At 47.6% G+C, this 15,072-nt stretch carries 13 protein-coding genes and 1 riboswitch; of the genes, 5 read left to right on the top strand and 8 right to left on the bottom strand.

Translation table 11 applies throughout. From position 1 onward, the window contains the following. Positions 1 to 73: 73 nt before the first annotated feature. The 4 genes from ACL9RM_RS08030 to ACL9RM_RS08015 all read right to left on the bottom strand — a co-directional run bounded on the left by ACL9RM_RS08030 (position 74) and on the right by ACL9RM_RS08015 (position 5,582). Positions 74 to 1,087, bottom strand: coding sequence for a zinc-dependent alcohol dehydrogenase family protein (locus ACL9RM_RS08030; protein WP_250259679.1), 1,014 nt, complete (start codon positions 1,085 to 1,087; stop codon positions 74 to 76). 399 nt (positions 1,088 to 1,486) lie between these two features. After that, positions 1,487 to 2,548, bottom strand: a complete 1,062-nt coding sequence (locus ACL9RM_RS08025) for an EAL domain-containing protein (RefSeq protein ID WP_250259681.1) — start codon at positions 2,546 to 2,548, stop codon at positions 1,487 to 1,489. Positions 2,549 to 2,823: 275 nt separating this feature from the next. Continuing rightward, positions 2,824 to 4,926, bottom strand: a complete 2,103-nt coding sequence (locus ACL9RM_RS08020) for a bifunctional 2',3'-cyclic-nucleotide 2'-phosphodiesterase/3'-nucleotidase (protein WP_250259684.1) — start codon at positions 4,924 to 4,926, stop codon at positions 2,824 to 2,826. A gap of 221 nt (positions 4,927 to 5,147) precedes the next feature. Then, on the bottom strand, positions 5,148 to 5,582 hold the full coding sequence (locus ACL9RM_RS08015) for a pyridoxamine 5'-phosphate oxidase family protein (RefSeq protein ID WP_061831133.1): 435 nt from the start codon (positions 5,580 to 5,582) through the stop codon (positions 5,148 to 5,150). Between the two features lie 270 nt (positions 5,583 to 5,852). Then, positions 5,853 to 5,962, top strand: a riboswitch (TPP riboswitch). Between the two features lie 192 nt (positions 5,963 to 6,154). Between ACL9RM_RS08015 and ACL9RM_RS08010 the strand changes: the two genes are divergently transcribed. From ACL9RM_RS08010 to ACL9RM_RS07990, 5 genes are all read left to right on the top strand, one after another. Then, positions 6,155 to 7,198 (top strand): ABC transporter substrate-binding protein, encoded by a 1,044-nt coding sequence (locus tag ACL9RM_RS08010; protein WP_069290921.1) that lies wholly within the window; start codon positions 6,155 to 6,157, stop codon positions 7,196 to 7,198. Between the two features lie 502 nt (positions 7,199 to 7,700). Next, entirely contained in the window at positions 7,701 to 7,994 is a 294-nt protein-coding gene (locus ACL9RM_RS08005; RefSeq protein ID WP_235307040.1) for an MTH1187 family thiamine-binding protein, read from the top strand. Further along, positions 7,991 to 8,767 carry an ABC transporter permease gene (locus ACL9RM_RS08000; protein ID WP_250259686.1) on the top strand — a complete coding sequence of 259 codons (777 nt, stop codon included), beginning with the start codon at positions 7,991 to 7,993 and terminating at the stop codon, positions 8,765 to 8,767. The genes ACL9RM_RS08005 and ACL9RM_RS08000 overlap by 4 nt, the downstream gene beginning before the upstream one ends. Before the next feature lie 44 nt (positions 8,768 to 8,811). After that, positions 8,812 to 9,762, top strand: a complete 951-nt coding sequence (locus tag ACL9RM_RS07995; protein ID WP_250259688.1) for an ABC transporter ATP-binding protein — start codon at positions 8,812 to 8,814, stop codon at positions 9,760 to 9,762. Next, positions 9,755 to 10,627, top strand: a complete 873-nt coding sequence (locus ACL9RM_RS07990) for a TatD family hydrolase (protein ID WP_250259690.1) — start codon at positions 9,755 to 9,757, stop codon at positions 10,625 to 10,627. The genes ACL9RM_RS07995 and ACL9RM_RS07990 overlap by 8 nt, the downstream gene beginning before the upstream one ends. A 146-nt stretch (positions 10,628 to 10,773) precedes the next feature. On the opposite strand, the gene nfsA is transcribed toward ACL9RM_RS07990, so the two are convergent. The 4 genes from nfsA to ACL9RM_RS07970 form a co-directional block, all read right to left on the bottom strand. After that, complete coding sequence (nfsA, locus tag ACL9RM_RS07985) at positions 10,774 to 11,520, bottom strand: oxygen-insensitive NADPH nitroreductase (RefSeq protein ID WP_250259692.1); 747 nt, start codon at positions 11,518 to 11,520, stop codon at positions 10,774 to 10,776. A gap of 289 nt (positions 11,521 to 11,809) precedes the next feature. Beyond that, on the bottom strand, positions 11,810 to 14,266 hold the full coding sequence (locus tag ACL9RM_RS07980) for a heavy metal translocating P-type ATPase (protein ID WP_250259694.1): 2,457 nt from the start codon (positions 14,264 to 14,266) through the stop codon (positions 11,810 to 11,812). A gap of 112 nt (positions 14,267 to 14,378) precedes the next feature. Next, positions 14,379 to 14,579: a copper ion binding protein gene (locus ACL9RM_RS07975; protein WP_250267272.1), complete on the bottom strand. Its 201-nt coding sequence runs from the start codon at positions 14,577 to 14,579 to the stop codon at positions 14,379 to 14,381. A gap of 54 nt (positions 14,580 to 14,633) precedes the next feature. Further along, positions 14,634 to 14,984: a metal-sensitive transcriptional regulator gene (locus tag ACL9RM_RS07970; RefSeq protein WP_013308456.1), complete on the bottom strand. Its 351-nt coding sequence runs from the start codon at positions 14,982 to 14,984 to the stop codon at positions 14,634 to 14,636. Positions 14,985 to 15,072: the final 88 nt, after the last annotated feature.

The following is a 15,072-nucleotide window of genomic DNA, read 5'->3' as shown; positions in this document are numbered from 1 at the left end:
AGACGAACTAAACCGTTTCGATCTATATATTGCTGATTTGAAATCGCTCTTGGGATTTATGCAAAATGCTCATTTATATTTGAACGACGATTTTACCGAAATACTGTTTTCCTTCAGCCAAAAGTGCAAAGGCTTCGCTGATTCGGCTGAGCGGGAATACCCGGTCAATAACAGGATGTAAACGATGGCGGGAAATGGCACGATTCATATTTTCGAAATGTTCCCGGTTACCGACTTGGCTGCCGCGAATCGTCGCAGCCTTCTGCAAAATGCTGGTGACATCGAACTCAGGAATAGTCAAGCCCGATAAGAAGCCGACCATGTTCACAGTCCCTCCGGTACGAAGTGCATTGATGGATTGCGCCATTGTTGCCGCTCCCCCTACATCCAGGACATGGTCGACTCCGCCGTCTGTCAGCTCCAGAGCCACCTTATCCCACTCGGGAACTTCCGAATAGTTGATTGTCTTCCATGCGCCGAGATCCTTTGCCCGTTCCAGCTTGTCATTGCTGCTCGATGTGATAATTACCCTTGCTCCCGCCATCAGAGAGAATTGAAGCCCAAAGATGGAAACACCGCCTGTTCCTTGCAAGAGCACCGTATCCCCCGCTCGCAGCCCGCCGGATTCCATCAGCATGCTCCATGCGGTTAATGCTGCAATCGGCAAGGTGGAAGCCTCCTCCCAAGAAAGGTGATCCGGAATGGCGACGACCCCTTCTTCATGCAGAACGATATATTCAGACGCCACTCCACTGAGTGGGCCTCCCAGACTGTCCTTTAAGACCTCCGCTCTCGTGCTCCCGCCAATGAATTTCTGTTGTAAATTTGCCGCTACCCTTTGTCCAATCTGAAATTTTGTCACCCCTTCGCCCACAGCTACAATTTCACCCGCTCCATCAGATAACGGAATGAAGGGAAATTGAATGCCGATTGGCATTACTCCGTTAATGATTACCAAATCCCGGTAATTCAGAGACGCTGCCCTTATGCGGATCAGAACTTCCAGCCGTCCTGGCACCGGTATGTCAAGTTCCGTCAAGGTTAACTCTTCAAAGCCAAAACCATTTTTCAGTTGCACTGCTTTCATTTTGGTAGTCCTCCCTGTAATGTTAAACTTTTTACCTAGCATGAATACAGTGTATTACGTAAGAAACACTGTTTCCTATGTAATACACTGTATCCAATTGTCTTCAAAACGTCAATCTTTACTTTAAAAATAAAAATGGTCGTAAACTGTTCCAGGCTTTTAACGTTCCTTACCAAGTAAAATTCGAGACTGGGTGGCTTCGCTTGTCCAGAACTTGCTCAGGTGAGGCAAGCATGACCAAAAAACGCGAGTTGCAAAGGTGAGATAACCTCTGCAACTCGCGTTTTTTTACGTTAATGGTGATATAAGCACTGTCCAATAGAATTGGAATTTGCTTATGCCACAGCCTTATTTAAGCTCCAATTTTTATAAACTACGTCTACTTAAATTTGTTCCTGACTATATTACGCTACTAAGTATAAAATTAGAGGGCGGACCGGGCTCCGGCTTGCCAAACAAATAACCCTGAGCCAGTGATACACCTGCTTCACGGCAAAATTCAAAATCCTCCATCTGCTCTACGCCTTCAGCCAACACTTGGCCTCCAAAACGAAAAGCCGATTCTACAATCCCTGTAATTTGCCGCTTCTGATCACTGTTACTATGACAGCCGTCAATTATACTGCGGTCAATTTTAACATAATCCGGCTGAAGGCAATTCATAAGCTCTGTCGTAGAATAACCTGCCCCCACATCGTCCAGGGCTACCGAAACTCCTCGATTGCGATATTGATCAAAGATATGATGCAAAAAATTAAGGTCGTCTATTTCTTCCGTTTCTACGACCTCAAATACAAAATCCTTCGTATTCATGGATAACTGATCAATCGTCTCAAAGGTGTGATTCAAGCAATAAGCCGGATTATAAATGGTCGAAGGGAGAAAGTTAATAAAACGTTTAATTCCCGCCGGAAGGCATGCTGCACTTTTTTCAATAGCGGAAATACGAGCCGAGCGATCCAGATGAGCATGCAAGCCAGCTTCACGGGCAATTTCAAACAGTCGGAAAGGCTGAAAAGGTCTCTCCGCATGTGATGGACGCAGTAAAAACTCAAACCCGATAATATCCAGCTTATGGTCAACAATAGGCTGCATATGGCTGGAAAAACTTTGATCCTTAATGATATTCACGATATCCGGATGTTGCAGTCTGGCTTGCAATTGACTAAATAAAAGCCAGTCCTCATATCCTTCGACATGATGCAAGCCGGTCACCACAACTTGCATATGGTTCAAGTATTCCTGCGGCAGACGAGCCAGTCCGTTAACCAGCTGTTCCAGCTCCGAACGGCTATCATAACGAAACTCTATGCCACCCTCACGCTCATGTTCCTGCTTCATTTGTTCCGATAGCATACCCAAACCATCTAATGCTGGAGTAAGCGACACCCTGGAATGCCTAATTCTGAGCAATCCTTGATCCTTAATAGGTAATATGATGCTGCAATTGCTGCATGTCATAATGGTCCTCCTCGGAACAATTTTCCGGTTTTTTCACCATTATATCACAAATAACTAGAACAAAAGTACTATATAACTACGTGTTTTTACAAAAAACTAGCTTATTCTTAACGACAACTTAGGACTTAAGTATATATTCGACAAAAACAGAAAACTTTTTGCACTCATGATAAATTCGGGGGCTGTTGTTTTTGGCATTAAAAAAAGCAGCAAATCTCTTGGTTAAAGAGACTTGCTGCTTCATTCTGATATTGATTGAAAACTAAAGTTCGAAGTTATTTGGACGCCTTTGGCTTCGTTGTTTTAGCTGGTTTAACAGTCGCGGGTTTGGTCGTTTTAACAGCTGGCTTTGCTGTTGCTTTCGCGGGAGCCACAGCTTCCTTTACAGGAGTCGTTGCTGCACTAGGCTTAGCACCAGCTTTTAAGCTGTATTTGGCAAAGCCGTCTGCCGCGCTGCTCAAGAATGAAATTTGTTGATTTCCTGCCAGCACGTCTTTGGCATCAGGAGAGGACTCGAAAGTAACCTTTGCCTGACCAAAAGGAGCAATAGACCAATTGCCATCCGCCGCTGGATTAATCGTTCCGTTCGTACGGATATAGTCAACAATGACCTGGCGACTTTCATCCGGTGCTGCCATCACAATTCGTTTGCCATCTGGGTTGGCCAGTTTGGATGAGGAAGCACGATAGTTATTGGTGGCCACGATAAATTTCTGTGCAGGATCTATCGCTTTTCCATTGTATTGCAGATCCTTGATACGATGAGCTGAAGAATCAATAATAGTTCCCTTGGCATCATATCGTGCAGGCTGAGTTACATCAATCTGGTAATTCACACCGTCAATGACATCAAAATTGTAGGTTGGGAAATCTTTGTTAATCAGCGATTGCTCCTCAGTTTGCTTTGGATCAATGCGGTTGAACTGACCTGCAGACCACTCCAGCCATTCCTGAATTTCAGCACCGGTCACTTCTACAGCATGAACCGTGTTCGGATACACATACAGGTCGGATACGTTTTTAATCGCTACCGTACCTTCAGGAATATTGGTGTAATACTCGGCTCCGTTTCGACCGCCGGCCTTGAATGGAGCGCCTGCCGACAATACGGGAAGTTTTTCGTATTCAGTTCCTTTAAGATGGTTTTGAACATACCATTTCTGTGCATTCGTCACAATTTGAATAGAAGGATCGTCCTGCACTAATGCAAAATAGCTGGTAATCGGTGCAGTCGTTGTTCCGACAGGTTGACGAATATAATCCAAGGTTCCTTGATGCTCTTCCTTGATCGAATCTGTCAGTTTGTAGTCAGGAGTAAACTGCACAGCCTGGTTAGTGGTATTCACAACCGGACGTACTTCAGACTGAGAGTTTGTTACGTTCCACTCGCGGTTTTTCTTTTCCAGGCTCAGGTCAATAATACCCAGCTCCTTGCCCCATGAGGAAGCTTCCACGGCCGGTACGCCGTTAATGGTTCCTTTATCTAGATCTACACCCTTCATTTCTTTAAAATCAGGACCAGGGAAAGATTTATGAGCATGCCCAAACAGAATAGCGTTAATTCCGTCCACCTGGCTTAAATATTTAACGGCATTCTCCATCATTGGCGTTTGCGGCACATCCTCATAACCTGTGTGCGCAAGCACGACAATAATGTCAGCACCTTCCGTCTTCATTTGAGGAATAAACTTTTTCGCCGTTTCCACAATATCCTTCGTAACGACTTTATCCTTCAAATTGGCTTCATCCCACTGCATAATTTGAGGTGTGACCAAGCCGATGACACCCACTCTGAGCGTATGCTCTTCACCTTTCTCATCCGTTACCGTTTTATCAAGAATTTGATAAGGGGTAAAATAATTTTTAGTAGCTTGCCCCCCCTTATCAACATAAACATTCGCATTTACGTAAGGGAAATCGGCTCCCTTGAGCGATTTTTCCAGAAAATCGAGACCATAGTTGAATTCGTGGTTGCCCACTGTCGCCGCATCATAGCCCATCAAGTTCATCATCTTGTAGACTGGATGGACACCGCCTTCTTTTTCATAGGTTTTGTTTCTGGCCATATAATCGCCTAATGGATTGCCCTGTAACAAATCACCGTTATCGAACAGCATACTGTTTCTTGTTTCACTACGTGCCTTCTGGATCAAAATAGCTGTACTAACCAAGCCATATTCGTTGGTTTCTTTGTCCGAATAGTAATCATAGTTCATCAGCGACGCATGAATATCCGTTGTTTCCATGATCCGCAAATTCACCGTAGCGCTATCGCGAGAATCGCTAGCTGCCCAGGATGGAGCGGCCGAAAACACCAGCATGCTACAAGCTACAACGGCTGCTGTAAACCCTTTAAACCAATTTTTACGAAATAACAAAATATACCCCTCCTCATTAAGGTGTATGCCTCATATACATACTTTTGCACATATATGTAAGCCTTGAACCCACCATTTCTATTTTAATCCAACGCCAGACAAAAGAGTAGTCATTCACTTAAATTATTTATGAAAAAATAATTAATTCTCTCAAAAATAAAAAAACCAGCAAACCTCCTAAAAAACTCGGAGATTCACTGGTTTATCCATTTATATTCTCATTATTTATTCCACACTTGGCGCTCCGTTTGCTGACCCACATACTCAATGCGAGTCGGATTCACGTCCAGAATGACATAATCGGGATCATCCGGTCCGGAAAACCATTCCTTCAATGAATCGTTCCACACTTGTTTACGTAGCCCCTCATCAGCTGTAATCTGGACAGTAGCCTCCACTTCTACGACTTCCTTTGTACCGCCAACTTCATAACCCAGCAGCAGATAAGCATTCGGATTATCCTTTAGCTCATCCACTTTATGCGTTTTACGATCTGTCGCCAGATGAATGTTCATTCCATCGTTAAAAAGGGCCATATAGCGTACTTTCGGTTTGCCACCCTCTACCGTGCCTAACGAGCAAAATTTGTTGTTATCCAAAGCCTTCACAATGGCTTGTTCTAGTTGGCTACGATCCAATGTTTCCGTTTTACCCACAGTACAACAACTCCTTTTCACGAATTAGAATTCTCTACGGCCATGCCATTGGGCACCAGCCCATCTGAACCTACCTGCGCAGCTGTTCTGAAAATAACATGACCCGATCAGATCGGATTGATGCATGCTCATTTTCAGATCAAAGCTCACAGTAAAAGTGTACCCTGTCGTTCGGCAAATGAACCGTCATCTCTTCCTCCATGCTGGACAGACCCGCATTCAAGGCATATAATCGTCGTAGTAAACCCGAATAAATGAACCCATTAAACCTTACAATGCCAGGGGTGCTGGAATCGGCCGGCTGAGAGTGTGTCCCAAGACACTGACCCTTACAACCTGATCTGGGTAATGCCAGCGTAGGAATGCTTAAGCAAGATGTGCCTTTTTCACATAGGACCATCCCTTACTTTGGTATATACAAGCGCAAGCGTCCCGGAACCTCGGGGCGCTTTTTTTGTTGAAGATTAAGTTGTTGGAAAGATCGCGTCCGGCAGATGTTATTTTTATGAAAATGGGGAACATAAGCTGTCTGATTGGACGGATAACGGGTAATTAAAGGAGAGAACACAACGATGAAGCGCATGAAAATGTTAAGCCTGGGACTGATCAGTCTGTGGCTCATGGCCCTGACCCTGACCGCTTGTGGTGGAAGTCCCTCCACATCCCAAGAAGCGGCTCCCGCTACCAACACTCAAACGTCTACTCCGGCAAAGGAGCTCAAAGATGTTAAAGTCGTGCTCGACTGGACACCCAATACGAATCATACGGGACTCTATGTTGCCAAGGACAAAGGATTTTACGAAAAAGCAGGTTTGAATGTCCAAATTATTCAACCTGGTTCAGGCGGAGCCGATCAAATGGTTGCCTCTAATGCTGCACCTTTTGGTATCAGCTACCAAGAAGGCGTCACACAGGCTCGTACGCAAGGCGTGCCGCTTGTATCCATAGCTGCAGTGATTCAGCATAATACCTCAGGCTTCGCAGCCCCGGTAGATCGCGGAATTAAGAGCCCGAAAGATTTTGAAGGTAAAAAATACGGCGGTTGGGGATCTCCCGTAGAAGAAGCGGTCATGAAATCCATCATGGATTCAGACAAAGGTGATGTGAGCAAAGTGAAGATCGTCAACATGGGCAATGCAGACTATTTTACAGCCGTGAAGCGGGATATCGACTTTGCCTGGATTTTCTACGCATGGACCGGAATCGAGGCCCAGCTTCGAGGTGAGCCATTGGATATGCTGTATGTAAAAGATTATTCCAAAAGCCTCGATTACTATACACCTGTAATTGTGAGCAACGAACAGACAATAAAAAATGATCCAGAACTGGTAAAAGCGTTCATGAACGCTACCGCACAAGGCTATGAATACACTATCGCCCATCCAGAAGAAGCCGCGGACATCTTAAGCAAAGCTGTACCGGAGCTGGATAAAAAACTGGTACTTGCCAGCCAAAAATGGCTGAGCCCGCGTTATCAGGACGATGCCGCGCAATGGGGTGTGCAAAAAGCGGAGGTATGGCAAAACTATTCGGACTGGATGTACGAACGCAAGCTGCTCAGCAAGCCTTTGGAAGTGGATAAAGCCTTCACAAACGACTTCTTGCCCAAGCGCTGATCATTTGTTAAAACGCTAAATAAGACTGAACTAGAGAAGTGAACGAAGTTCCACTACGCAGTCGGATGGTGCTTCCCATCGCTGTTATACCCAGATTTCTTTTATGAATATCCAGAGGTTGAAATCTGGGTACAAAGGCGAACGCTAACGCTTGTACAGCACCATTCCGCCCACTTCGTTCTCGTTCCACTTGGTTTATTCTTTAGTCTCATAGTGTCTAAGCGCAAAAGCAGGTGCGCTTATGTGAGAAAAATACAAAATACCGTACAACCTAGCTTAAAAACTAAGGTGCTTTTAAGGCGGTTGGCAGCGTAGCGGTTCATTTGAATCTGGAGAAGCGCAGCGTTCGCCTTTGCCGTGGGATTCTTACCTTTTAAAATTTATTCAAAGAATCCCACGGCAACAGCGATCGTAAGATCAAATGAAACGCGAAGCGGTCTCCCCGCCTTAAACCACCCTATTTTCTCAAAACAACTCCACAATAAAGGACAGGTGAATTTTCATGGCTAACACACTGCTCAGTATTCAAGTAATCCCTAAAACTCCTAATAACGAGGACTCTTACCCGTATGTAGATAAGGCGATTGAGGTCATTCAGCGCTCCGGCGTCAAATATCAGGTGAATCCATTGGATACGACCATGGAGGGCGAGCTCGACGAGTTGCTGAAAGTGGTTAAAGAAATGCACGAGGCTTTGACGGAAGCGGGCAGTCCCAGCGTCATTTCACAGATCAAAATCGCACATAACCCACAAGGCATCAGCATGAACAAGCTGACCGAGAAATATCGCCCATGAATCCGAAAGGCAAGAACGCATCCTGGTGGAAAAGCGTATGGCCGCCCCTTGTGGCGGTCCTCTTCTTTTTAACGGCCTGGCAGGGGGCGGTTTCCTATTTACATATTGAATCCTGGCTGCTGCCAGCTCCATCCCTCATCGTACAAGAGGGCATGGCGCAATCGGCGTTGCTTGGCACCCATACATGGGCTACAATTCGTCTGACACTTGCGGGATTCGCTATAGGGACAGCTACGGGACTGCTGATCGCCATCGTTCTTCATACGATTCCTTTTCTCAAATCTGCTCTATACCCGCTCTTGATCCTTAGCCAAAACATTCCGATCATCGCCCTCGGTCCGTTGCTCATGGTGTGGTTTGGTTTTGGCGTGCTGCCCAAGCTCATGGTCATTACCTTAGTATGCTTTTTTCCCGTGGCTGTAGCGGCCATGGACGGGCTGACTCGAACAGACCGTACGATGATGAACTATATGCGGATGTCGGGTGCAAGCCGCATGTCTATTTTTATGAAGCTGGAGCTGCCACATTCCCTGCCGCAAGTCTTTTCTGGCGTTAAAATTGCTGCTACCTATAGTGTGATGGGCGCGATCATTGCCGAATGGATCGGAGCTAGTGAAGGAATTGGATATTATATGCTGCTGCAAAAATCGGCCTATCGCACGGACCTCATTTTTGCTGCCATCGGCATTATTGTCGCACTCAGCTTACTCATGTTTGTGGTTATTTTACTACTTGAGAAATGGTTGGTTCGCTGGAAACCCGATCGAGAGTAGCTTCCTCCTTGAAGTAAATACAGCAAAGAAAGGACGTGGCGCGTATGAGTCTGCATCCGATTGACTTATCATCACACAACGTGGCTAATGAACAACGAGCCGGGGAACAACAGAGTCCTTCAACTGCTCCTCCTGCTTTGGAATTGGACGGGATCAGCCTTGCCTTCCGCGAAAAGCGAAGCTTACTGCCCGTACTGCAGGATGTATCCCTCACAGTCAATCCAGGAGAATTCGTTTCCCTCATCGGTCCGTCAGGCAGTGGCAAAAGCACGCTATTTCACATCATCGGCGGGCTACTCAAACCACAGCAGGGACGTATCCGTATGCACGGACGGGACATGACTGGTGAACGTGGGCATATCAGCTATATGCCGCAGCAGCCTGCCCTTTTCCCGTGGCGTACCACGCTGGACAACGTACTGCTTGGGCAGGAAAATGCTCCACGTAAAACTACAGCAGTCCCCCCTGAGCACGCCAGTGAACGCGAGCGTCGCAAAGAAGCCTTGCAATGGCTCGAACAGGTTGGACTTGGTAAATTCGCCAAGGCGTATCCACATACGCTGTCTGGTGGAATGCAACAGCGCGCCGCCTTTCTACGAGCACTACTCAGCCCGCAGGAATTAATGCTGCTGGATGAGCCGTTCAGCGCACTCGATGCGCTAACACGTGCAGACATGCAGCAATGGTTATTACGGATGTGGGAGAAGAACCGCCGTTCTGTGCTGTTTATTACCCACAGCATTGAAGAAGCACTGCTGCTCTCCGACCGCATCTATGTGCTGTCGGCGCGACCTGCTTCGGTGGTGCATGTCGTAGATGTCCCTTTTCCCCGCCCGCGTAGGGAAGAAATCACCCTCGATCCGCTCTTTATTGAATGGAAGCGGACCATGACCAGCTGGATGCGCGAGGAAAAGTACAAACTGGACGCCAACATGGACAATGCTCAGAGCGTCCACAAGAATATCCCGGAAGATGGATTGAATCGACATGAGTGACGTAAAAGTTCGATGTGCATTGAAATGGAACATCCAAACAAAGCCAGGCTTGGATTTGACCGCAATTGAGCCCGCTCCATTAATCGACGCGCATATTCATGTAGACAGCTACCCGCCTGAACAACAGGAGTTATTGCTCGCTTCACTTGCCGATAGCAGCGTCCAAGCCGTGATAGCCGTGTCGATGCATCTGGGCTCCAGCCGAGCCAATCTACAGTTAGCCAAGCGTTACCCCGAGCTGGTACGGCCAGCCTTTGGCTTTCATCCCGAACAGGCTCTTCCACCGCAAGCTGAGCTTGACCTCTTATTCGACTGGATGGACGAACATATACAGCGGATGGTCGCCGTGGGTGAAGTCGGCTTGCCCTATTACAATCGGCTGGAAGCCTCACAGAGCGGTTCACCTTTTGACCTCGCTCCCTACATAGCGCTGCTGGAGCGTTTTATCCAGTTTGCAAGCAAGCATAACAAGCCCATTGTCCTGCACGCCGTTTATGAGGACGCAGACATCGCCTGTGACCTTCTGGAACGTCACAGCGTCACGCAAGCGCATTTTCACTGGTTTAAAGGCTCTGCCGCCACAACCGAACGTATGGCCCGGAACGGCTATTATGTCTCCTTCACACCGGATCTCCTGTACGAAGAAGAGATCCGCAGTTTGGCAAGACAGTATCCGTCTGATCAGATCATGGCAGAGACAGACGGTCCCTGGCCGTTCGAGGGGCCTTTTACCGGACAACAGACACATCCACGGATGACTGCCGACGTCATTCGCGCGTATAGCAAGCTGACCCATCAAGATGAATCTGCCGTGCGTCAATTATTTCATGAAAATACGAGACGCTTTTACTCACTATCTGATTGATAAAGGATACCAGCTATTTACTAACTGAAAGGTTTACAACCACAACATGCAACTAAAGCAAAGAACCTCCTTATTTACGCGGGACTTCATCATGCGTAAATAAGGAGGTTCTTGTATTTTGCAGAGTTTTTGTCGCTACTCAGCTTTTATTGCTTTAAGAAACCCTTCTGTTCCAAAAATGGCTTCAACTGCAAACGTGCTGGCTCGGTCAGTCTCGCGGCCATTTGCTCAGACCATGGCGTAGAGCGTTGACCGCCCGTACGCTCCTTCAAATATTCGGCTGATGTGTGGTCGTATACCTCTACAGCCTTCATCGTCTGATTTTTGTCGTAGCCGTTCATATGCAAAACACCGGACAGCGGAAGACGTGGGCGCAAGCCCGTTTCCTGATCTGGTACACCAATACACATACCGAACACTGGATACACCAGCTCTGGCAACCCTAGCAACTCAGATACCTCTGCTATTTTAGTACGAATGCCGCCAATGTAGACGATGCCCAGGCCCAGTGATTCAGCGGCTACCGCTGCATTTTGTGCAGCTAACGCGGCATCAATGGTCGCAACCGTATAGTTTTCGACGGACCCTTCGTAGGAAGGCTGGCCTGGCTGGTGGTGAATCGTCACCTGCTTCAAACGGTACAAATCTGCGCACCATACCAGAAACGCGGGGCATTGCTCAACGTAAGCCTGCCCTCCTGCCAACTCGGCCAGTTTTGTTTTTAAAGAAGGATCGGTAACGGCAATAACGGTATATGCCTGCACATTACTGGACGAGGATGCCATTTGGCCAGCTGCCACAATAGCTGCGAGCTGCTCGTCGGTAACGGCGGCGTCTGACTTGAACTTTCGCACAGACCGGTGATTCATCAACAAGGAAATCGTATCATTCATGACTGCTTCACTCCTAATCCATAATTTAAGCTCTTTATCTACTTCTAGCTGTGAGTATACGAAGAAGTTCTTGCATGCTTGCATGGCACTCCTACAAATATTATGAAACTTTCGCGAATGATAAGCAACCTGACGTGATGAGGGTTAACAGTATGGTTTAAAAAAACAAACGCAACAAAAAGCAAGCACGCAGAAAACCAATTGTGCGTACTTGCTCTATACTCTGATAATAACTTTATCTCGCTACAGATGTCCGGCAGCACGCTATCCTGCTGGTGCATCCATACATTTACAGCTTCACCCGTTGGAGACGCAGTGCATTTAGCACAACCGAAACAGAGCTAAATGCCATGGCTGCTCCCGCCAACCATGGAGCAAGGAAGCCCAAAGCGGCAATCGGAATACCGATCACGTTATAACCGAGCGCCCAAAACAGATTTTGCCGTATGTTTGTCATCGTCCGGCGGCTCATTTCGATCGCGTCAGGAATGCTGTTCAGGTTGCCGCGCATGAGGGTAATATCCGCCGCCTCCATGGCCACATCCGTTCCCGTGCCCATCGCCATCCCAATATTAGCAGTAGCCAGCGCAGGCGCATCGTTAATACCATCCCCAACCATAGCTACGATCATGCCTTGTTCCTGAAGCCGTTTCACTTCCTCAGCCTTTCCTTCAGGCAGCACCTCCGCCAGCACTCGTTCAATTCCGGCCTCGGCGGCAACAGCCCGCGCAGTCCGTTCATTGTCACCCGTAATCATGATGACTTCAATGTTCATCGCCCGCAGACGGGCAACGGCCTCCCGTGACGTTTCTTTAATCGTGTCCGCTACGGCCACCAGTCCGGCATAGGAACCGTCCACAGCGACCAGCATCGCGGTTTTCCCTGCGTTTTCCAGCTCATTCATATACTGCTCGGCTGAGTCATCTATTGCGATGCCTTCCCTGCTCATCAATCGGCGTGTACCCGCCAATACCTGCTTACCTTCCACATGCGCCTTCACACCATAACCCGGAATATTTTCAAAATCTGTCGGTGCTACCAGATCAATTCCTCGATCTGCAATCCCCTTTACAATGGCTTCCGCCAGCGGATGCTCCGAGCTTTTTTCTGCTGCACCGAGCAACCGCAGCAAATCGTTTTCAGCCAAGCCGCTTGCACCAACCATAACATCTGTCAGCTCTGGCTTGCCATTCGTAACTGTTCCTGTCTTATCCAATACCACTGCGTTGACTGAACGGGTCATTTCCAAATGCTCGCCGCCCTTGAACAAAATACCGTATTCAGCGGCACGTCCCGATCCTGCCATAATGGACGTTGGAGTAGCCAAGCCGAGCGCACAAGGACAAGCAATGACGAGAACTGCAATCATTTTCTCCAGTGAGCCTGCAAAATCAGTCGGCGTCACAAGGAAAAACCAGACGATAAAGGCTAACACAGCAATAGCAACAACAATGGGGACAAAAATACCGGAAATCTGATCCGCAATCCGCTGAATCGGGGCCTTAGAGTTTTGTGCATCTTCCACGACCTTAATAATACGGGACAACGCCGTATCACCACCCACACGCTCGGCCTGAATACGTAGTACCCCGTTTTTATTAAGCGTCGCCCCTGTAACTGCGGAACCTGCTTCTTTTTCAACCGGAAGACTCTCACCACTTAACATGGATTCGTCCACTGCGGAACGTCCGTCCACGACCACACCATCGACAGGAATTTTCTCGCCGGGTCGTACAATAAAGATATCCTTCACACGTACCTGTTCGATCGGTATATCAAGCTCTTGTCCATCACGTACTACACGTGCCGTCGTCGCCTGTAGGCTCATCAGGCTCTTGATCGCCTCAGACGAACGCCCTTTGGCTACCGCTTCGAACCATTTACCCACTAAAATAAGCGTAATTAGTACTGCACTTGTCTCGTAATACAGCTCTGGCATGGTCATGACAGGCATTCCCGCCATCCCCTCCATGACATCAGACGGACGCAGCGTAAGGTACAAGCTGTAAAAATAAGCCGCAGACGTACCCAGTGCAACTAACACATCCATATTCGAACTCCCGTTGCGAAGCGCTTTGTACGCGCCCACATAAAACTGCCAACCAATGACGAACTGAATCGGCGTTGTCAGCACTAGTTGGAACCATGGATTCAAGAACAGTTCCGGCACATAAATCCATGACGTAAAGGAAAAATGAGCCACCATCGCCCACAACAACGGAAACGACAGCACTGCGGACACAATCCACTTCCATTTTTTACGATGGATATCCTTACTGCGCACATCCGCGATATTGTCCTCAGCGCTCTGCGGGATCGCTCCGTAGCCTAGCTGTTCAATCTTGCTCACCAGATCACCAACCGCAATACTCCCCGCGGCATATTCCACATGAGCTGTTTCCATCGCCAAGTTTACCGTGGCACCTGTTACACCAGGCATCCGATTCAATCCCTTTTCAATCCGGGTTGCACAGGCCGCACAAGTCATGCCCGTCACATTCAGATTGGCTTCTTCACTGACAGTTCCAAACCCAAGAGAAGCAATTTTATCGCGAAACTCAGGGATCTCCACCTGCTTGGGATCATAGGATATCGACGCCTGCTCCAAAGCCAAATTCACATTAGCCTGTGCCACACCATCTATTCGATTTAAACCTTTCTCAATACGGCTTGCGCAAGCGGCACAGGACATCCCCGTAATGTGAAGCGTTGTCTGCTTGTCACCGTCGGTCGCACGGTTTTCCATGATAACCCTCCTCTTATACCCCAGTGGGGTATATCATATCCAAAAAGAAAAAGCTTCTAATATGGAAGCTTCTCCTTCGAAACAAGTCTTTCACACATAAAATATCTTCAACTTAAACAACATCATAGCCTTGGTCTTCAATGGCTGTTTTCAGAGCTTCAACGTTCAGCTTGGACTCGTCATATTCTACATTCACTTGTTTCGTTTCGAGGCTGACCTTGCCGGTAGCGCCAACTTTCTCCAAAGCCCCTTCTACTGCTTTCACGCAATGATTGCAGTTCATGCCTTCTACGTTCAATGTAACTTGTGCCATTTCTTTTCCTCCTCAGGGATACTTCCGTACCCATAATGTGTATGAATACTACTCTTAACGAATTAGCTTTTTGACCGTAACCAGCAGCTCGTCAATCACTTCCTGCTCTCCTGCCTGCATGCGCTCAATGACACAGCTTTTCATATGCCCTTCCAGCAGCAGCTTACCGACACCATTCAGTGCGGACTGGACAGCCGCAATCTGGTTCAGTACATCGTCACAGTAGGTATCCTTCTCAATCAAGCCCTTAATTCCGCGAACCTGACCTTCAATACGGTTCAAACGGGATACGAGGCTGTTCTTGAACTCTGCCGAATGATGACTTTTTCTAACTGTCTTTTCCCCGTCTGTTCCACAGTGATTCTCATGGACTTCAGTGTGGGAAACAGGTTGCTCCTCAGCCATACATCAGCCTCCTGTGTGGTGTATATATGCATTTGTTATACCCCTATCATAATATACCCCCACGGGGTATGTCAACCTTCCAGAAAAA

Origin of the sequence: Paenibacillus sp. S29 (assembly GCF_049319765.1) — a bacterium.
GTDB classification, from domain to species: Bacteria; Bacillota; Bacilli; order Paenibacillales; family Paenibacillaceae; genus Paenibacillus; species Paenibacillus polymyxa_B.
Note: the sequence above shows the minus strand (reverse complement) of the source record. Positions and strands in the feature narration are given on the sequence as shown.

Coding starts and splice junctions, on each gene's coding strand:
- ACL9RM_RS08030 (WP_250259679.1), bottom strand. CDS start 1,087: ATGAAAGCAGTGCAACTGAAAAATGGTTTTGGCTTTGAAGAGTTAACC.
- ACL9RM_RS08025 (WP_250259681.1), bottom strand. CDS start 2,548: ATGACATGCAGCAATTGCAGCATCATATTACCTATTAAGGATCAAGGA.
- ACL9RM_RS08010 (WP_069290921.1), top strand. CDS start 6,155: ATGAAGCGCATGAAAATGTTAAGCCTGGGACTGATCAGTCTGTGGCTC.
- ACL9RM_RS08005 (WP_235307040.1), top strand. CDS start 7,701: ATGGCTAACACACTGCTCAGTATTCAAGTAATCCCTAAAACTCCTAAT.
- ACL9RM_RS08000 (WP_250259686.1), top strand. CDS start 7,991: ATGAATCCGAAAGGCAAGAACGCATCCTGGTGGAAAAGCGTATGGCCG.
- ACL9RM_RS07995 (WP_250259688.1), top strand. CDS start 8,812: ATGAGTCTGCATCCGATTGACTTATCATCACACAACGTGGCTAATGAA.
- ACL9RM_RS07990 (WP_250259690.1), top strand. CDS start 9,755: ATGAGTGACGTAAAAGTTCGATGTGCATTGAAATGGAACATCCAAACA.
- nfsA (WP_250259692.1), bottom strand. CDS start 11,520: ATGAATGATACGATTTCCTTGTTGATGAATCACCGGTCTGTGCGAAAG.
- ACL9RM_RS07980 (WP_250259694.1), bottom strand. CDS start 14,266: ATGGAAAACCGTGCGACCGACGGTGACAAGCAGACAACGCTTCACATT.
- ACL9RM_RS07975 (WP_250267272.1), bottom strand. CDS start 14,579: ATGGCACAAGTTACATTGAACGTAGAAGGCATGAACTGCAATCATTGC.
- ACL9RM_RS07970 (WP_013308456.1), bottom strand. CDS start 14,984: ATGGCTGAGGAGCAACCTGTTTCCCACACTGAAGTCCATGAGAATCAC.